We start from the raw sequence: 19121 nt of genomic DNA on the forward strand, positions 1-19121 counted from the left end.
GAATATATATCAACCTGATACAAAATAAAAAGCCGGTCATAATGACCGGCTTTCTTTCGTACCACGTACGGGAATCGAACCCGTGATTCCTCCGTGAAAGGGAGGCGTCTTAACCCCTTGACCAACGCGGCGTATCGTTTTGGGATTGCAAAAGTACACTATTGTTTTATATTTCCAAAAAATTTTTTGATAACTCAAATTTATATTGATTAATAAACGCATTGATTGTAAATTCGCTCTCGATTTTTTCATACTCAAATCACGACAAAAAATGGGAACTACTCTCAAAATTGGTATTAATGGATTCGGCCGTATCGGTCGTTTGGTATACCGCCAGATTTACAAAATGCCCGGCATTGATGTGGTAGCTATCAATGACCTTACCAGCCCAACCGTGCTGGCGCATTTGCTGAAATATGATTCAGCGCAGGGTAGGTTTGATGCAGAAGTTAAACATTCCGAGAACGCAATTAATGTGAACGGCGAAGATGTGAAGATATATGCACAGAGAGACCCGTCTCAAATTCCCTGGAAAGAGCACGATATCGACGTAGTGATCGAGTGCACCGGCTTCTTTGCTGATAAAGACAAAGCTGCTGCGCACATCACCGCCGGCGCAAAACGTGTTGTAATTTCCGCTCCTGCTACCGGTGATCTGAAAACCATCGTTTTCAACGTAAACCACGAACTGCTGGACGGCAGCGAGACCGTTATCTCCTGCGCTTCCTGCACCACCAACTGCCTGGCTCCAATGGCCAAAGTTCTGCAGGACAAATACGGTATCGTTACCGGCCTGATGACCACAGTACACGCTTACACCAACGACCAGAACACCCTCGATGCTCCGCATCCGAAAGGTGACCTGCGCCGCGCCCGCGCTGCTGCTGCCAACATCGTTCCCAACAGCACCGGCGCTGCGAAAGCAATCGGCCTGGTACTGCCGGAACTGAAAGGTAAACTGGACGGCAACGCTCAACGCGTACCAACCATCACCGGTTCCCTCACTGAACTGACTACCATCCTGAGCAAAAAAGTAACCGCAGAAGAAGTGAATGCAGCGATGAAAGCAGCTTCCAACGAATCCTTCGGTTATACTGAAGACGAAATCGTAAGCTCCGACATCATCGGTATCCACTACGGTTCCCTGTTCGACGCTACCCAGACTAAAGTAATGACCGTTGGTGACCACCAACTGGTTAAAACCGTGTCCTGGTACGATAACGAAATGAGCTACGTATCTCAGCTGGTTCGTACTGTGAAGTACTTCGCCGGCCTGATCACCAAATAATCAGATCGTATTCCCGGCCGCCAGGCGCTGCCGGGATACTTTTTTACATTCCGCGGAACAACTACACCATAGCAGCAGATAGGCCAGGTCAACTTGGTTACACTCGCTTTGTGCTGTTGGTCCGCGGTTTTTTTTGGCTAAACCCTTTCTCTTAAATCGCTACATATGAGCAAATTCTCCGACTATAATTTCAACGGCCGCAAAGCCTTGGTCCGCGTGGATTTCAACGTTCCCCTGAACGACAAATTTGAAATTACTGATGACACCCGCATGCGGGCCGCTGTCCCCACCATCAAAAAAATACTGAAAGATGGCGGCGCTGTCATCCTCATGTCCCACCTCGGCCGCCCGAAAGATGGTCCTACGGATAAATACTCTTTAAAACATCTCGTATACCACCTCATTAAACTGCTGGGCGGTGTTACAGTAAAATTTGCAACAGACTGCGTTGGCCCTGTAGCTGAAAAAGCCGCTGCCGACCTGAAAATGGGCGAAGTACTGCTGCTGGAAAACCTGCGTTTCCACAAGGCAGAAGAGAAAGGCGATACCTCTTTCGCGGAACAACTGGCCAAACTGGGTAACGTTTATGTAAACGACGCCTTCGGTACCGCTCACCGCGCACACGCCTCCACAGCTGTTATCGCCCAGTTCTTCGCTAAACCGAACCGCATGTTCGGCCTGCTCATGGAAGCGGAAGTAACCAACGCGGAAAAAGTACTGAACAACGCCACCGCTCCTTTCACCGCCATCCTCGGCGGCGCTAAGGTGAGCGACAAAATACTGATCATCGAAACACTGATGGACCGCGCCAATAACATCATCATCGGCGGCGGCATGGCTTATACCTTCCTCAAGGCACAAGGCAAGGAAATAGGCAATTCCCTCTGCGAAAATGATAAACTGGACCTGGCAAATGAACTGCTGGAGAAAGCCCGCACCAAAAACGTTAAACTGGTACTGCCCGTGGATTCCGTTGCTGCTGACAAGTTCGCTGCCGACGCGGCCACACAGGTGGTTTCCAACGATAACATCCCCGCCGGATGGATGGGCCTCGATATCGGACCAGCTTCTGTAGCCCTCTTCAGCGAAACCATCCAGGCTTCAAAAACCATCCTGTGGAACGGTCCTATGGGCGTTTTTGAAATGGAAGCTTTCCAGAAAGGCACCAAAGGCGTTGCTGATGCGATCGTGCTGGCCACTGCCCAGGGAGCATTCTCCCTCGTGGGCGGCGGCGACTCTGTAGCAGCGGTTAACCAATTCGGTCTGGCCGACAAAGTTAGCTACGTATCTACCGGTGGCGGTGCCATGCTCGAATTCTTCGAAGGCAAAACACTCCCCGGCATCGCAGCCATCTGATTGTAACATATCATCAAACATAACAGCATTACGGATTTGCAGGGAAAGGAATTTATATACCTGCAAATCCGTATTTACTTTTTACAACTCACCTTATGAAAAAACGCCTCCTCCTCTACCCTGCTATCATTGGCGTGTTCGGGGTTTTGATATGGGTCATTCTCGAACAGGGAAGGCTGCTGCCGGTCAAACAGGCAGCACCCGTTGCCGCTGCAGTTACACAACATGCAGCCACAACCAACGACTGGTGGCAATACCTCGACAACCTGAAACACCCTCTGAGCCTGCTCCTGTTGCAGATCATCGTGATCATGCTGGTCGCCCGCCTGTTTGGTATACTGGCCAATAAAATAAAGCAGCCGGCAGTGGTAGGGGAAATCATAGCAGGTGTATTGCTGGGCCCTTCCCTGCTGGGATGGACCATGCCCTCCTTTTCCGCTTTCCTCTTCCCGGCAGAGTCATTGAAAACGCTCCAGTTCCTTAGTCAGATAGGCCTCGCCTTCTTTATGTTCATCGTAGGCATGGAGCTCGATATCAGCAAAATCAGGAACAAAGCGCACGATGCTGTGATGATCAGCCACGCCAGCATCATCGTGCCCTTTTTCCTGGGTGTATGGCTGGCTTATTATCTCTTCACTGATTTTGCGCCGGCAGGCGTCAGTTTCCTCGCTTTCGCACTGTTTATGGGCATCGCTATGAGTATCACAGCTTTCCCGGTACTGGCGCGCATTGTGCAGGAACGGAAACTCACCGGCACCCCGCTGGGCACCATGGCCATTACCTGTGCCGCCGCAGATGACGTGACGGCCTGGTGTATCCTGGCAGTAGTAGTAGCCATTGTGAAAGCCGGAGGACTGATCAGTGCGCTGATCACCATGGTGCTGTCCGTCGTTTTTGTGGCCGTTATGCTCACCACTGTAAGGCCCTGGCTGGCCCGCACGGTGAACAGGCATATTGCCCGCGGACGCCAGAAAGCAGCTATTTCCGCGGTTTTTCTGACTTTGCTGCTCTCTGCCCTGGCTGCGGAAGTAATTGGCATACACGCCCTCTTTGGCGCCTTCCTGGCAGGCGTTATCATGCCGCAGGAAGCTGCTGTCAAACAACTGCTGACGGATAAGCTGGAAGATGTAAGCGTACTGTTGCTGTTACCGATATTTTTTGTGTTTACCGGCCTGCGTACCCAGATCGGACTGTTGAATGAGAGCCATCTATGGGCCATCTGCGGGATGATCATGCTGGTAGCCGTGGCCGGCAAGTTTGGCGGCAGTACCCTGACTGCCCGGCTTATGGGCCAGTCCTGGCGCCAGTCTGTTTCCATCGGTGCGCTGATGAACACCCGCGGCCTGATGGAACTGGTAGTGCTCAATATTGGCTACGACCTTGGCATCCTGTCACCCGGCATCTTCGCCATGATGGTACTGATGGCGCTGGCCACCACCTTTATGACAGGCCCGCTGCTGGACCTGGTAGCTTTCAGTGAAAGGAAAAAGGGGCTGATGGCGGTATAAAAACATACAGGCGTTTCCGTAATTCAGGTGTTTTCCGCATAATAACACCACCGGTTATACGTAATGCTGTAAAAGAAAATAAAAAACCCGTGCTGGTATTACCAACACGGGTTTTTTATTTTCTTTTATAGATGAACTACTTGTGGGTAGTTTTCTTTTTGGTCTTGTGTTTTTTGGCAGCGGAATATTTTTTAGCGCTGCTGTGTTTTTTGGCGCTGGCAGTAGTTGCTTTTTTGGCCGTTGTGGCTTTTTCAGCAGGCATTTTAGCCGGAGGCGGGAATTTGGATTTATCCACACCTACTGCTTTGTCGTCCAGTGTCATTTGAACAGACTCTTTCAGCATCTCGTCTTTTTCAGCCAGGAACAGCTTCATTTTTTCCTTCGGGATGCGCAGGTCGTAGTTGTTTTCAGCGCTGGCCATTGCTTTGGCAAAACCAGGATTGTAGCGGTCCAGTTCACCTACAGACATTTCCAGTTTTTTGGCGATGGCCTCGAGGCGGTATTTACCGGTAACATTGATTTCCACGCTGCTGTAGATCTCATCTTCTGTCAGCGGGCCTCTTGCCACAGCGGCAGCGGGGGCGGGAGCGCTGGTATTGTCTGCCACAGGCATGCCGGGTTCATCGCTCACACCGAAGAAGTTGTTGAATCGATCGAGGATATAGCCGGTAGCAATAAATTTATACACGTGGTTACGGGATTCTGCGGGCAGGAAATACTGCATGCCCCAGAAATCTTCACGGCCACTGGCCTTCATGGCACGTAATACGCCACCAGGGCCACAGTTGTAGGCAGCTACTACCAGCAACCAGTCATCAAACTGTTCGTACAGTTTGTTCAGGTACTGAGCGGCAGCCAGTGTGGATTTGTAGAAATCTTTACGTTCATCTACTTTTTTACCCACGCTCAGACCGAAGATACGGGCGGTACCGGCCATAAACTGCCAGGCGCCAACAGCTCCTACTCTGGAACGTGCATTGGTATTAAAGCTGGATTCAATTACTGCGAGATATTTCATCTCTTCCGGGATACCATGTTCGCGGAAGATTTTTTCTACCATGGAGAAATAAGGCTGGCCTCTTTCAACCATGATCTGCAGATGCTGACTGTACCGGGTAGCATAGTTATTTACATAACCGGCCACCAGGTTGTTGTTGATCTGTTCATATACTTTAGCGCTGCGAATGTTGTTAGGCAGGCTCTGGGCAGCTTTTTTCACTGCCATAGTGGTGGGAGAAGGCGCTACAGAGTCTTTCGGCAAATGTACTTTGCGGAATTTCACTGTAGTGTCGGGCGAGACCAATGGTAACGCCGTCTCTTTAGGTACACTGTTGCTACCCATTACTTCAACACTTCCCAAACTCAATGCTGGCAACAGCAATAGTAAAAAGATTTTTCTCATACAATTTATTTTAAACAATCGATGCCCTGTCAGTTGCCATCAGTTGATGGGCAATTTGTAACAAGGCCGCTTCGTCAAACTTCTTTGTGATGATCTGTACACCGTATGGCATTCCGTTTGAATGCCGGCCCAATGGCACTGAAATGGCCGGGACCCCTGCCAGATTAGCCAGTACCGTATATATATCCGCCAGGTACATGGCAATTGGATCTTCTGTTTTCTCTCCTAATTTAAAGGCTGTCGACGGCACCGTTGGCATTAAAATGGCGTCGAACTCTTCCAGTATCTCGTTTAGCTTGTCTGTAACTAATCTCCTGACTTGTTGTGCTTTGGTGTAATAAGCGTCGTAATAACCTGCGCTCAACACAAAAGTCCCGAGTAATATACGACGTTTTACTTCTTTACCAAACCCTTCTGATCTGTTTTTTTTGTAAAAATCGATCAAATCGAGGTTTTTCTCATTCGTCCGGTGCCCAAATCTGACCCCGTCATAACGCGACAGGTTGGAGGATGCTTCTGCTGTCGTCAACACATAATAGGCAGGGACCACGTAATCGAGGTAGTCAAAACCTTTACCGGTAACGGTATGTCCTGCATCTACCAGACTTTCAAAGAGGTCGATATAGCCATCCTTCATTTCAGCATCCAATCCTTCATGGTACTGGGCATCTCTTAAATACGCAAATCTGTGACTTTTATTGTGTAACAGACCTTGCTGGTAATCAGGGACTTCCCGCTGCGCCGCAGTGCTATCAAACTCATCCGGTCCTGCGATCACCTGCAGAACCGCCGCCACATCAGCAATTTCCTTGCCGAAAATGCCTATCTGATCAAAGGATGAGGCATAAGCCAGCAGGCCATGACGGGAAATACGGCCATATGTTGGCTTTAATCCGATGATCCCGCAAAAATCCGCCGGTTGGCGAACGGAACCACCTGTGTCACTGCCTAAACTAACCAGGCAAAGATCTGCCTGTACCGCTACGGCAGAGCCTCCTGAAGAACCACCCGGCACCCGGGTATTGTCCAGCGCGTTCAGGGTAGGCCCATAAGCCGAATTCTCATTAGTAGACCCCATCGCGAATTCATCGCAGTTGAGATTGCCTATAATGATAGCATCGGCAGCCAGCAGCCGTTCTACAGCCGTGGCGGAATAAAGCGAAGTAAACCCTTCCAGTATTCTGGAAGCGGCACCCACATGGTGGCCTTTATAGCAGATCACATCTTTAATACCTACCACCACTCCTGCCAGCGCGCCTACCGGTTGACCGTTCTTTATCCGTTCATCCAGCTCCTGCGCTTTTGTCAGGGCTTCCTCCTCATATACTTCCAGGAAGGCATTCAAATGTTTTAACTGCGCTATCCGGTCGAGATACAGGCGTACTTGTTCCGTACAGCTTGTACTGCCGGCGTATAATGCTTTATGGAAAGAAGTTATACTGCTGAATTCAGTCAAAGCTAAATCAGTTAAAATATTAAAATCAGGGACAGTATGTGCTACGCCAGATTATGCGTTGTGTTGGGCATCAGTTGGCTTGGTGTCGGTTGTAGCAGGCTGTACAGGCTTTTCCCGCATGCCTTCTTCAATTTCCTGGCGCACATTGTTTTTGGCGTCATTGAACTCACGGATACCTTTACCTAATCCCCGCATCAGTTCAGGGATTTTCTTGCCTCCGAACAGCAGTAATACCACAACGGCAATCAACAGCAGCTCGGACATGCCGATATCCTGGAGAATCAAAAATGATGGTTTTACAAAAACAGCAGTCATCTTCTCAAATGTTTGTTTAGTTATCGATGATAGTCTACAAAGATAGCCATAAAATCCGCTTTTTCACCCGTTGGGATTGTTAAAACCACAGATTTAATAGCATTTTAAGAACACGAAAAAAGCGGGACCATGCGGTCCCGCCTGTAACTAATTTCCCTGTATTTTATACTAAACCCTTTTTTCTTTGATACGGGCTTTCTTACCAGCACGTTCACGCAGGTAATAAAGTTTCGCTCTTCTTACTTTACCTACCTTGTTCAATACGATAGCATCGATATGAGGAGAGTAAAGTGGGAACAGTCTTTCCACACCAATACCGTCAGAAATTTTTCTAACAGTGAAAGACGCAGTAAACCCTGTACCCTGGATTTTCACCACATCACCTTTAAAGGACTGAATCCTTTCTTTATTACCTTCCACGATTTTATAATTGACAGTGACGTTGTCGCCTGCTTTAAACTTAGGGTACTGTTTTTTAGCTGTCAGTTGTTCGTGAACAAACGAAATTGCGTTCATCTTTCAAATATTTATGGGAGTGCAAAAGTAAAACAAGAAATGGCATTTACCAAATTAAATCAGGAATAAATCTTGAGATTATCCACCTTTTTTCCGGAACTGCCTGTGGAAAACACAGACATTGCCATTTATGTCATTTTTAAGTGATTAATTTACAACAAGTCAGGTCTGCGGGCCTGCGTTCTTTCCAACGCCTGCTGATGCCGCCAGTCTTCGATCTTTTTATGGTCGCCGCTCAGCAACACATCAGGCACTTTCCAGCCCCTGAACTCTACCGGCCGGGTATATACCGGCGGAGCCAGCAGGTTGTCCTGGAAAGAGTCAAACAAGGCGCTGGTTTCATCGTTCAGCACGCCTGGCAGCAACCGCCCGATGGCATCCACCAGCACCGCTGCGCCCAGCTCCCCGCCAGACAACACATAATCGCCGATGGAGATCTCCCGGGTAATGAAATGATCGCGGATACGCTGGTCAATCCCCTTGTAGTGACCACATAACATCAGCAGGTTGCCTTTGAGCGACAGCTGGTTGGCCATCTGCTGGTTCAGTGTCTCCCCGTCAGGCGTCAGATAGATGATCTCATCGTACTTTACCTTGGCCTGCAACGATTCAATCGCGTTAACGATCGGTTCCAGCATCATGACCATGCCGGCACCACCGCCAAACTGGTAATCGTCGACCTGATTGTGCTTCAGGTTGGAATAGGCCCTTAACGGGTGTACATGCACCTCCAGCATTCCTTTTGCCTGTGCCCGCTTCATAATGGAATGGGACAGCGGGCTTTCCAACAGCTCCGGCAATACTGTAATGATATCTATTCGCATAAATGATATTGCTTTGATTCCCAGGGCTAAAGCCCTGGGCTACGATTTGTTATTGCCTAAGGCTTCAGCTTAGTTGTATGGGCCTGTTCCAAACACCGGCCCAATGCATTGTATCTTGCTCCGGGCCGGATTATTTATCATGGCCCTCTGGTATGCTCGCTGATTGTGGCCCAGGGCTTCAGCCCTGGGTATATAGTTCAACGAGCCCGTCTGGCAGGTCGAGATGCACCACCTGCTTTTTGTGGTCCACCTTTACGAGCGACTGCTCATTAACGGGCAGCAGTGCCTCTTTACCTTTGATCTGCACTTTTACCAATACCTGCATGGGCATTTCGATCACTTCTTCCACTGTTCCCAGCAGCCCGTGGTGGGCATCCTCCACCGTAAAGCCCAGCAGGGCCAACGGGGAAGAAGAAGCCGTTTGTGCCTTAAAGTCCTCTTCCTGAAGGTATATCTGTCCGGGCAGCAGCTTTTGCGCGGCTTCCTTGGAGTCTATGCCTTCGAGGCGTACATATACGTGCTCTGCGTCCTTAACGGTCACCTGCTGCAGGAAATAAGGGATAAAGCTGTTTTTCCTTTCTTCCAGGAAAATAGCGGTCACACCTTTGAGGGACGATCTTTTGCCAAGGCTGTGACGCACCAGCAATTCCCCCTGTAATCCGTGCGCAGACACCAGTTTTCCTATGCTGAAATAATTATTCATCGTTATGAGAGAGTCCTGCCATGAAATTAAAAAAGGAAATATTTGCGAATGCAAACATTTCCTTTTTCAGGTATTGTTAAAACGTTGCCGTTTTATGCTTCTGTACCTTCTCCTTCTGCTGGTGCGGATGGAGCTGCCGGAGTGTCTTCAACCTTTCTAACGATAGGAGCAGCTACTCTTGCTTTTCTGTGGCCGTCACGGCGGGCAGATACTTTCTGTTCGTGTTCAGCTTGCCATTGTGCAAACTTCTGGTAAGCAGTAGGCTCGTCGAACAGGTTCAGGGTAACACCTCTTAACAGGTGTTTCAAATACAATACACCTTTGAAAGACAAGATCCGTCTAACAGTATCGGTAGGCTGAGCGCCTTTCTGCAACCAACGCAATGCTTTTTCAGTATCGATGTTGATGGAAGCCGGAACGGTTAAAGGATTGTAAGTACCGATTTTCTGGATGAATTTACCATCTCTTGGAGCGCGAGCGTCAGCCACTACGATAAAATAGAAAGGCCTCTTCTTAGCGCCATGTCTCTGCAGTCTGATTTTTACTGGCATAAATAAGTCGAGTTATTTTTTGCGAGTTAGGAAATATTGTTTAATTAGGGATGCAAATGTAACCTTCTAATTGGTATTTGCAAAAAAAAGTTTACGGAGCAGTATTTTTTATTTTACCAGCCCTCTCAAACCCTTGCCACCAGCGCCAAACTTGTTCATCATCTTCATCATCTGGCGCATTTGTTCAAATTGTTTCATGAACTGGTTTACGTCCTGGATGTTTTTGCCGGCGCCTTTAGCGATACGCTTACGGCGGCTGCCGTCAATGATGTCGGGGTTACCGCGTTCAGCCGGTGTCATGGAGTTGATCATGGCTTCGATGCCTTTGAAGGCGTCGTCGCTGATATCAAGGTCCTTTACCGCCTTGCCTACGCCGGGGATCATGCCCATCAGGTCTTTCAGGTTACCCATTTTCTTGATCTGCTGGAGCTGTTCCCGGAAGTCGTCAAAATCGAACTGGTTCTGACGGATTTTTTTCTCCAGTTTTTTAGCCTGCTCTTCGTTGAACTGGGCCTGGGCGCGTTCCACGAGGGTGGTGATATCACCCATGCCGAGGATACGCTGGGCCATACGTTCCGGATAGAACACGTCGAGGGTGTCCATCTTTTCGCCCATGCTCACGAACTTGATCGGCTTGGTAACGGTGTAACGGATGGTCAGGGCCGCACCGCCGCGGGTATCACCGTCCAGTTTGGTGAGCACCACGCCGGTAAAGTCCAGGCGGTCGTTAAATGCCTTGGCGGTGTTGACCGCATCCTGGCCGGTCATGGAGTCTACCACGAACAGGATCTCCTGTGGCTTCACCGCATTTTTTACGTTGGCCACTTCGGTCATCATCACCTCGTCCACGGCCAAACGGCCGGCGGTATCGATGATGATGATGTTATTGCCATTGGCTTTAGCGTGTTTGACCGCATTTTCGGCGATCTGCACGGCGTTTTTATTTTCGGGCTCGCTATACACTTCCACTCCGATCTGCTCGCCCAGCACTTTCAGCTGGTCGATCGCCGCCGGGCGGTAGATATCTGCTGCTACCAGCAGGGGTTTCTTCGCCTTTTTGGACTTGAGGAAGTTGGCCAGTTTACCGGAGAAGGTCGTTTTGCCCGAACCCTGCAAACCAGCGATGAGTATAACGGAGGGGTTTGTTTTGATATCAATTTCGGATTCGGTGCCACCCATCAGCTCTGCCAGTTCGTCTTTCACGATCTTTACCATGAGCTGTCCGGGAGAGATGGCGGTCAACACCTTTTCTCCCATGGCTTTATCCTTTACTTTATCAGTAAATTCCTTGGCTATTTTGTAGTTCACGTCCGCATCCACCAGTGCACGGCGGATTTCCTTAATGGTGGTGGCGATATTGATTTCCGAAATACGGCCTTCCCCTTTAAGTTGCTTAAACGCGGAATCTAATCTCTCTGATAATGATTCAAACATTGTTGATATTTTAAACGGACAGCAAAATTATTGTTTTCGGGCGAGAATATGCCAAGAATCTTGGAATTCACCGGAACCGGGGAATGGGCGGGACGGGACGGCCGGGCGGGGAATAAAAAAATAGCGGAGACAGAGAGCTGTTTTTCAGCTCCTGTCTCCGCCAAAGCGTTTATATCCAACAATTCTGATTCGTATGTAATGTCTATCCCAGGTAGTTCCGGAGCAGTTTGCTTCTGGAAGTGGTCCTGAGTTTGGTAATGGCCTTGTCTTTGATCTGACGGACCCTTTCGCGGGTGAGGCCAAATTTTTCCCCGATATCTTCGAGGGACATCGGATGTTCCACTGCGATGCCGAAATACAGCATGATCACATCTTTCTGGCGATCTGTGAGAGTAGACAGGGACCTTTCGATTTCCCGGCGAAGGGAGTCATGATGGTCCAGTTCCTCGTCAGCGCTAACGGCGTTTGGATTTTCGAGCACGTCCAGCAGGGAGTTGTCTTCCCCGTCAATGAACGGCGCGTCCATGGACACGTGGCGGGCAGCTACGCCGAGGGTGGCTTCCACTTCATCGGTATTGATTTCGAGGATAGTGGCCAGTTCATCGGGTGACGGCTCCCTTTCAAATTCCTGTTCCAGCTGGGAATATGCCTTGCTGATCTTATTGCTGAGGCCTACTTTGTTCAGCGGCAGCCTTACGATCCTGGACTGTTCTGCCAGTGCCTGCAGGATGGACTGACGAATCCACCATACGGCGTAGGAAATGAATTTAAAACCGCGCGTTTCATCAAAACGTTGAGCAGCTTTAATTAACCCCAGGTTGCCCTCGTTGATCAGGTCGCTGAGCGACAGACCCTGGTTCTGATACTGTTTGGCAACGGATACCACAAAGCGGAGGTTAGCTTTAGTCAGCTTTTCCAATGCTCTCTGATCGCCCTGCTTGATGCGGATGGCGAGATTTACCTCTTCCTCCGGCGTAATTAAATCCACCTTCCCAATCTCCTGCAAGTACTTCTCCAGGGACTGAGATTCCCTGTTGGTAATGGATTTAGTGATTTTAAGTTGGCGCATTGACATAGAGTCGGAACAGTTACAGGTTAAGAAAAAGTTAAGATTTGATGAATGCCTGACAAAAATAACTTTTTTTAGAAGCCGACCAAAAAAAATCTGTCGTTTTTAAATCATTTCCAAATAAAATCGATTGATCTTTAAGAGCTTATTATTTTCCTGCTAATCCGCTCCCCATATAGGGTCGGCTGCAATCGTCCGTCAGTACGTAGTTACAAATAGTGGAATTTTATAATATTTGTAAATTCTATAAGATGTTCATACATTCTTCGGATTAATTAAAAAAAAACCGTAAATTATTTTGACAGAATAAAATATTTTCTATAATTGCAACCAGATGATATTGATTTACTAATTATTTGAGAGATGTCTAAGAAAGTGCTTTACGAGTTGGAATTCCCGGTTAGGTGCTCCCCCGGTATCCTATACGAATTCCTGTCAACCCCGGCTGGTTTGCAGGAATGGTTCGCAGACAGGGTAGATTTCCGGGACAATGTTTTTTCCTTTTCCTGGAATGGCAGCGCAGAGGAAGCGGAGATATTGGAGCAGGAAGAAGATGAATTCATTAAATTCCATTGGCTCCACGCCCCCAGGGAAGAATTCTTTGAATTCCGCATACAGATTTCAGAAGTCACCAATATGACCATCCTGGTGGTCAAAGACTTCGCTGAAAAGAGAGAGATTAAAGACCAGAGCCAGCTTTGGGAATCCCAGGTAAAAGATCTGTTCCATAGAATCGGAAACTAATCACGGCCTTTTCACCGTCAATTCATTGAGTAGGGTCGCATAAGCCTCCACTATATCAGTAATTATTTCTCCCCAGCGTTCCAATGCAAACGGTTTCGCCAGTTTAATGAAATTTTTCCGGCCAACCAGCCTTTTCCAGTCTTCTAAACCCATATCACCTATGGACCGGTAATTTCCGTTTTCAAAATCATGCTCCCAGGGATCTTCCGGCAGATACACCTGAAAACCGGCAGCCGCCAGTGGCCCATATGCCGCCAGCAGTGATGCCTCAAACCGCTTTTTGACCGCTCCCGCCAGGTGCAGGGTGCAGCTAAAGTAATGCCCCCACCAGAACATGCTGCGGAAGGCAAATACGTCCGTTTTACTGAAATACCGTGGATAATCCAGGATTACCCAGGGCAGCGATTTGTATTGCTCCCCTTTTGAGATCTTTGGCCCCTGTTGCAACCACTCCGGCTCAAAAGCGAACGTCGACCCCGCATCCCAGGCAGCCAGCGCTTCCTGCAGCTTCCCCATCAACAGCATCACCTTCTCTATGGCCTTGTTTTTCAACTCTATCACCCGGGGTGTAAATACAATAGCCGCCTCTTCTGCGGTGAGATAAAAATTTTCCATATAATTTAACGGTATTTTCAGGGATGCTTTAACACTCCTTTGTGAAATCGTGCTACCTTTACGTTCGCAAAACGTATAGGGTTGGCCGGAACACAAAGATGAGCGTTCCCGGCGAACCTTTTCCCTTTTGCTGGCAAAAAAATCAGGCATTATCAGTGAAGAAACTCGATAAATTAATTATTAGAACATTTCTGGGCCCCTTTGTGGCGACCTTTTTTGTGACGCTTTTTGTACTGGTAATGCAGTTCCTCTGGAAATATGTAGACGACCTGGTAGGAAAAGGACTGGACACGATGGTGATCGTTCAACTGATCGCCTACACCAGCGCCACACTGGTAACCCTCGCCCTGCCCCTGGCCGTACTGCTGTCATCTATCATGACCTTCGGTAACCTGGGAGAAAGCTTTGAGCTGGTAGCCCTGAAATCGGCCGGTATTTCCCTGCTGCGTTTTATCCGTCCCCTCATGGTGGTGTGCAGCATCATCGGCGTCCTGGCTTTCCTGTTTGCCAATTACGTGATCCCCGTGGCCAACCTGCAGGCCAAATCCCTGCTCTACGACATCACCTATTCCAAGCCCGCCTTCAATATCAAGGCAGGCGTATTTTACCGCGACATTCCGGGGTATACTATCAAAGTGGCCCAGAAAGATAAAGACAACCAGACCATCCACCAGGTCATGATCTTCGATCACTCTGCCGGCGGCGGCAGCGGCGACAGGATCATTCTCGCCGAAAAAGGCCAGATGGTGCTTACCGCCAATAAACGTTTCCTGTACTTCATCCTCGAAAACGGCTGGAGATATGAAGAGAAAGGCAATCGCGGCTATTCCGTTCCGGGGGACATGATCCGCTTCAGCTTCAAAAAATACAGCAAGGCGTTTGACCTGAGCTCCTTTGCGTTTAACCGACTCAATACCGACCTCTTTGCCTCCAACCAGCAGATGCTCAACATCCGGCAGCTGGACTTTGCCATAGACTCCCTGCAAAAATCACAGGTGGTTTTCGCTAAAACCGTCAATGCCTATGTGACGGTGCGTTTTCCTTTCTTCCGCTGGAAAGACTCCGCCTGGGCGGCTACCGCGCCGCCGCTGAAGGTGAAGGACTTTGAGGAAATCATTCCTGAAAAGAGCCGGCACAACGCATTGGAGAGAGCAGAACAAAGCGTTCGCGAAACTTTAAGCTCCCTGGAGGCACCGACTAAAGAATATTCTGACAAGCACGGCGTTATATTGATGCACAAAGTGGAATGGCAGCGCAAGTTCACCCTGGCGGCCGCCTGCGTGGTAATGTTCCTGATCGGGGCACCTCTGGGTTCCATTATCCGTAAGGGAGGCCTTGGCACCCCGCTGGTATTTGCCGTGATCTTTTTTGTGATCTTTAATATATTTTTCATGATCGGCGAAAAGATGGCCCGCAGCGGAGTGATGTTCACCTGGTCGGGCATGTGGCTGTCGAATATTGTCCTGTTGCCCATCGCCGGCTTTTTAATTTATAAAGCCATGAACGATTCCAACTTATTCAATAAAGAATTTTATTTTCGCATATATCAAAAACTAAAAAAGTTCTTACAAAAGTTTAAACGTAACAGGTTTAAAACGCAACCTACAATTTAAAAACCTACAGAATTGAAAACACTGTTAACACTGTTCAGAAAGAATGCTTATTTTTTTCTGCCCTTCCTACTGTGGCTTATAGTGGGGGGAGTAATGCTGGCAACCTACAGCCAACGTGAGTTATTTCTTGGCATCAACGGAGAGCACTCATCGTTTGGGGATGTATTAGTTACCGGGATCACTTATCTCGGAGACGGTATTATGTTTGGCATTATCCTGTTGCTGATGCTGCTCACGCAGAAGTTCAGGGTATTTTTCATCGGTCTTGCAGTATTTCTGCTGGCGGCCGTAGTAGTACAGGTGGCTAAACATTATTTTAACGCGCCGAGGCCTATCAGCTATTTTGGTGATGAAGCCGCTTCACTGGTACACACAGTGAAATGGGTGACCGTACACAGTAGCTGCAGTTTCCCTTCAGGGCACTCTGCCGTGGCTTTTGCCATGTTCAGCTTCCTCTCTGTATGGCTGCGCAATAAAAAGCTGGGATTCCTGTTTATTGTATTAGCACTTACGGCAGGTTATTCCCGCATTTATCTGGCACAACACTTTTTTGCGGACGTATATGTAGGCAGCATCGTTGGCACTCTTAGCACTATTATTGTGTGTGGGTTCTTCAGGTTCCAGGACTCCGCCACTTCCCCGGAAGTATGTCCGGAAGCCGTGATGAACGCCAACGCGGCGTAAATCCCTAAGTTTTTCAAAGGAGCAAAGTTCGCAAAGATCAGCACCTTTGCGGACTTTGCTCCTTTTCTTTTTTGCATTTTCAGAGCGCCCCGAGGTGCTCATTTTTTATAAACCGTGATGATGAAATACCTGTTGATTGCTCTTGTGGCAGCCCTGCTGTTTATACCCTTTTTGGGGGCTGTACACCTTTTTGACTGGGACGAGATAAACTTTGCCGAAGCAGCCCGGGAAATGATTGTCAGCCATAACTACAGTCAGGTCCAGATCGATTTCCGGCCCTTCTGGGAAAAACCGCCCCTGTTCATCTGGATGCAGGCGGGCAGCATGCTGCTTTTTGGCGTGAATGACTTCGCCGCCCGTCTTCCTAATGCGATCATTGGTATAGCCACCCTGCTGACGCTTTTTGGCATCGGCAAAAAACTGGCGGATGAGAAAATGGGCATGTGGTGGGCCCTGGTATATGCAGGCTCCTGGCTGCCACACTTTTATTTCAAGTCTGGTATTATTGACCCTACCTTCAACTACTTTATTTTCCTGGCCATCTATTTTGCGTACCGGATAGCCTACAGTAACCGGTCGTACCGCATGGCCATGCTGAGCGGGCTTTTCCTTGGTCTGGCAGTGCTCACCAAAGGGCCGGTGGCCATCCTCGTGTCCATGCTTACGCTGCTGGTATATTGGCTTTGGAACAAATTCCGCATCGGCATCAAACTGGCGCATCTCGGCCTTATTGCCCTTTTTGCGTCTGTCACTACCCTGTTGTGGTTTGGTTACGAGATCCTGGCCCATGGCTGGTGGTTTGTCAATGAATTTGTGACCTACCAGGTCCGGCTGCTCACCACTGAAGACGCCGGTCATGGCGGCCCGTTTTTCTACCACTGGGTAGTACTCCTGATTGGTTGTTTTCCTGCGAGCATCTTCCTGTTTTCGTATATCCGTGGCAGGAGAAAGACCATCTACCGGCAACCCGCAGCTGCCGAACAGAAGGATTTTACGGTGTGGATGTGGATATTATTCTGGGTGGTGCTGGTCCTGTTTTCCATTGTGAAAACCAAGATCGTGCATTATTCTTCCCTGTGTTATTTCCCGCTATCCTATCTGGCAGCCTACCAGGTATATAAACTGTCTTCCGGCAAACTGCGCCTGCGCGGCTGGAACATTGCCCTGTTGTGCGTGACCGGAATTTTGCTGGGCATAGCGATTGCCCTGTTGCCGCTGGTAGGCGTGTACAAAGACATGATCATACCCTATATCGGCGATAAGTTTGCCGCGGCCAACCTGCAGGCTGAAGTACCGTGGTCTGTGGCAGAAACCGGCTACGGTATCGCCTATATTATTTTGGTGGCTGTCAGCGTTGCGTTACTGTTCAAGCGGAAAATCACCAACGGGCTGATATGCCTGTTTGTGAGCACTATGGTGATCATCCCGGTAACGGTACTGCATTTTGTACCGAAGCTGGAACGTTATTCCCAGGGCGCAGCCATCGACTTTTTTATTTCGCTGCAAGGCAGGGACGTGTATGTAAAAGCACTGGGCTATCACAGTTATGCCCAGCACTACTACACACGGGAACAGCCTCATCACAATAAAAACTATCCAGACACCAACTGGTTGCTGAACGGCGCTATCGACAAACCAGCGTATTTTATTTGCCGTATCACTGACAGTGAAGAGTTTATTCACCATCCCAATCTGGAAGTGATTGGGGAGAAGAACGGGTTTGTTTTTATGAAACGTAAATAGTTATGCTAAACATAAAAGCAAAAGAGGGAAGGCCTGGCAGGCCTTCCCTCTTTTGCTTTTATCAGGAGCTGTGCTTACGCGTTGTTATAACGCTTTTCCACCTCGTCCCAGTTCACTATGTTCCAGAAAGCGTTGATATAATCCGGACGTTTGTTTTGGTACTTCAGATAGTAGGCGTGTTCCCATACGTCCAGCGCGAGGATAGGCGTGCCTTTTTCCTTCACGATGTTATGCATGAGCGGGTTGTCCTGATTAGGGGTGTTGATCACCGACAATTTTTTGCCGGGGCCTGCTATCAGCCATGCCCAACCTGAGCCAAATTGTGTTTTACCGGCATCATTGAATTTCTCCTGGAATTTCTCAAAGGAGCCGAAGTCTTTATTGATGGCAACTTTCAGTTTCTCGGAGGGAGTTGTTTTTTTAGGAGACAGCAGGGTCCAGAACAGGGAGTGATTGTAATGGCCGCCGCCGTTGTTGCGGACAGCTTTGTCTTTATCAGCTGTGGTTACCTTATGCAATATTTCTTCCAGCGACAGGGTAGCGAAGGGCGTGCCTTTGATGGCGTCGTTAAGATTTTTTACATAGGCGCCATGATGTTTATCGTGGTGCAGTTCCATCGTCATTTTATCGATGTAGGGTTCCAGGGCGTCATAAGCATAAGGCAGTGGCGGCACTACAAATGGGGCCTTCGGGTCGTCGGAGCTGGTTTTCGCAGAAGTAACGGGCACGGCCAGGCTGCTGAGTGGGCCGCTGAGTGCAGCTACGCCAGCGAGGCTGGTCAGCTTTATGAATTCTCTTTTGTTCATATTAAAAGAATTGAAATTTGTTTATAGAAATAAGAGAGATACAAATCTAACTGTAAAGGGAATTCATCGCAGCAAAATTTACACCAATGCATACGGCTATTTTCGCCAGTAAAATATTTACAGATACTTATACTGTTGAATACCAGGGTACGACATCTTGCGTGTTTAGTATTTATTCAAAAAACGGGACATTCTTTATGGATTATTCTGGAAATAATACTATTTTACCATTACCTTCATGTGAAGATGTAGAGCTTTTTAATCTTTTTCAACAAATGGAACTATTTATCCCGGGAGATGCTAACTAAAGAGAAAGAGATGCAATCCCCGCTATAAAAGCCAACGATACTATGCTGTATACTCCCGCCATGGTTACAGCCTAGTGGAAAAGCGGTAGCTTTTTTGCTAACGATGCTTATAAATTAAAACTGCGTATATTTTTTTAAAGCCACCCGACCCTGGCTGACTTAAAACTAAAAAAAATTTAAAGCATT

18 protein-coding genes and 1 tRNA gene are annotated in these 19121 nt (G+C 48.4%); 7 read left to right on the forward strand and 12 right to left on the reverse strand.

Annotation, left to right across the window (positions count from 1 at the left end; genetic code table 11):
- Positions 1-59: 59 nt before the first annotated feature.
- Positions 60-131 (reverse strand) — tRNA-Glu (locus ACTJJS_RS12100).
- Positions 132-271: 140 nt separating this feature from the next.
- On the opposite strand from ACTJJS_RS12100, the gene gap reads away from it, so the two are divergent.
- The 3 genes from gap (at position 272) to ACTJJS_RS12115 (ending at position 4152) form a co-directional block, all read left to right on the forward strand.
- A complete protein-coding gene (gene gap / locus ACTJJS_RS12105; RefSeq protein ID WP_168871398.1) occupies positions 272-1288 on the forward strand; it encodes a type I glyceraldehyde-3-phosphate dehydrogenase in 1017 nt (338 codons plus the stop codon).
- Positions 1289-1453: 165 nt separating this feature from the next.
- Positions 1454-2644 (forward strand): phosphoglycerate kinase, encoded by a 1191-nt coding sequence (locus tag ACTJJS_RS12110; protein ID WP_168871397.1) that lies wholly within the window; start codon positions 1454-1456, stop codon positions 2642-2644.
- A 95-nt stretch (positions 2645-2739) separates the two neighbouring features.
- Positions 2740-4152 (forward strand): cation:proton antiporter domain-containing protein, encoded by a 1413-nt coding sequence (locus ACTJJS_RS12115; RefSeq protein ID WP_440663875.1) that lies wholly within the window; start codon positions 2740-2742, stop codon positions 4150-4152.
- Positions 4153-4288: 136 nt separating this feature from the next.
- On the opposite strand, the gene ACTJJS_RS12120 is transcribed toward ACTJJS_RS12115, so the two are convergent.
- The 9 genes from ACTJJS_RS12120 to ACTJJS_RS12160 all read right to left on the reverse strand — a co-directional run bounded on the left by ACTJJS_RS12120 (position 4289) and on the right by ACTJJS_RS12160 (position 12422).
- Positions 4289-5554: a transglycosylase SLT domain-containing protein gene (locus ACTJJS_RS12120; protein WP_440663876.1), complete on the reverse strand. Its 1266-nt coding sequence runs from the start codon at positions 5552-5554 to the stop codon at positions 4289-4291.
- Positions 5555-5564: 10 nt separating this feature from the next.
- The gene (gene gatA / locus ACTJJS_RS12125) at positions 5565-7010 is read right to left on the reverse strand and encodes an Asp-tRNA(Asn)/Glu-tRNA(Gln) amidotransferase subunit GatA (RefSeq protein ID WP_440663877.1); all 1446 of its coding nucleotides are present in this window, start codon (positions 7008-7010) and stop codon (positions 5565-5567) included.
- Positions 7011-7061: 51 nt separating this feature from the next.
- A complete protein-coding gene (locus tag ACTJJS_RS12130; protein ID WP_246496197.1) occupies positions 7062-7295 on the reverse strand; it encodes a Sec-independent protein translocase subunit TatA/TatB in 234 nt (77 codons plus the stop codon).
- 198 nt (positions 7296-7493) lie between these two features.
- Positions 7494-7841: a 50S ribosomal protein L19 gene (gene rplS, locus ACTJJS_RS12135; RefSeq protein ID WP_078670224.1), complete on the reverse strand. Its 348-nt coding sequence runs from the start codon at positions 7839-7841 to the stop codon at positions 7494-7496.
- 152 nt (positions 7842-7993) lie between these two features.
- Positions 7994-8665 carry a tRNA (guanosine(37)-N1)-methyltransferase TrmD gene (trmD, locus tag ACTJJS_RS12140; RefSeq protein ID WP_168871393.1) on the reverse strand — a complete coding sequence of 224 codons (672 nt, stop codon included), beginning with the start codon at positions 8663-8665 and terminating at the stop codon, positions 7994-7996.
- 178 nt (positions 8666-8843) lie between these two features.
- Positions 8844-9368, reverse strand: a complete 525-nt coding sequence (gene rimM / locus ACTJJS_RS12145; RefSeq protein WP_440663878.1) for a ribosome maturation factor RimM — start codon at positions 9366-9368, stop codon at positions 8844-8846.
- A gap of 92 nt (positions 9369-9460) precedes the next feature.
- Positions 9461-9919: a 30S ribosomal protein S16 gene (gene rpsP, locus ACTJJS_RS12150; protein WP_078670222.1), complete on the reverse strand. Its 459-nt coding sequence runs from the start codon at positions 9917-9919 to the stop codon at positions 9461-9463.
- Between the two features lie 108 nt (positions 9920-10027).
- Complete coding sequence (gene ffh / locus ACTJJS_RS12155; RefSeq protein ID WP_168871391.1) at positions 10028-11353, reverse strand: signal recognition particle protein; 1326 nt, start codon at positions 11351-11353, stop codon at positions 10028-10030.
- A 202-nt stretch (positions 11354-11555) separates the two neighbouring features.
- Positions 11556-12422 carry a sigma-70 family RNA polymerase sigma factor gene (locus tag ACTJJS_RS12160; protein ID WP_078670220.1) on the reverse strand — a complete coding sequence of 289 codons (867 nt, stop codon included), beginning with the start codon at positions 12420-12422 and terminating at the stop codon, positions 11556-11558.
- A 363-nt stretch (positions 12423-12785) separates the two neighbouring features.
- On the opposite strand from ACTJJS_RS12160, the gene ACTJJS_RS12165 reads away from it, so the two are divergent.
- Positions 12786-13166 carry an START-like domain-containing protein gene (locus tag ACTJJS_RS12165; RefSeq protein WP_168871390.1) on the forward strand — a complete coding sequence of 127 codons (381 nt, stop codon included), beginning with the start codon at positions 12786-12788 and terminating at the stop codon, positions 13164-13166.
- Here the strand turns inward: ACTJJS_RS12165 and ACTJJS_RS12170 are convergent, their stop codons facing one another.
- Positions 13167-13781: a hypothetical protein gene (locus ACTJJS_RS12170; RefSeq protein ID WP_440663879.1), complete on the reverse strand. Its 615-nt coding sequence runs from the start codon at positions 13779-13781 to the stop codon at positions 13167-13169.
- A 155-nt stretch (positions 13782-13936) separates the two neighbouring features.
- Between ACTJJS_RS12170 and ACTJJS_RS12175 the strand changes: the two genes are divergently transcribed.
- The 3 genes from ACTJJS_RS12175 (at position 13937) to ACTJJS_RS12185 (ending at position 17821) form a co-directional block, all read left to right on the forward strand.
- Positions 13937-15394, forward strand: a complete 1458-nt coding sequence (locus tag ACTJJS_RS12175; protein ID WP_440663880.1) for an LptF/LptG family permease — start codon at positions 13937-13939, stop codon at positions 15392-15394.
- Between the two features lie 12 nt (positions 15395-15406).
- Complete coding sequence (locus ACTJJS_RS12180) at positions 15407-16078, forward strand: phosphatase PAP2 family protein (protein ID WP_440663881.1); 672 nt, start codon at positions 15407-15409, stop codon at positions 16076-16078.
- Between the two features lie 117 nt (positions 16079-16195).
- Complete coding sequence (locus ACTJJS_RS12185) at positions 16196-17821, forward strand: ArnT family glycosyltransferase (protein ID WP_440664453.1); 1626 nt, start codon at positions 16196-16198, stop codon at positions 17819-17821.
- 74 nt (positions 17822-17895) lie between these two features.
- On the opposite strand, the gene ACTJJS_RS12190 is transcribed toward ACTJJS_RS12185, so the two are convergent.
- Positions 17896-18627, reverse strand: a complete 732-nt coding sequence (locus ACTJJS_RS12190; protein WP_440663882.1) for a superoxide dismutase — start codon at positions 18625-18627, stop codon at positions 17896-17898.
- Positions 18628-19121: the final 494 nt, after the last annotated feature.

The sequence above is a fragment of the Chitinophaga sp. 22308 genome, assembly GCF_052045305.1.
Taxonomy (GTDB): Bacteria; Bacteroidota; Bacteroidia; order Chitinophagales; family Chitinophagaceae; genus Chitinophaga; species Chitinophaga varians_A.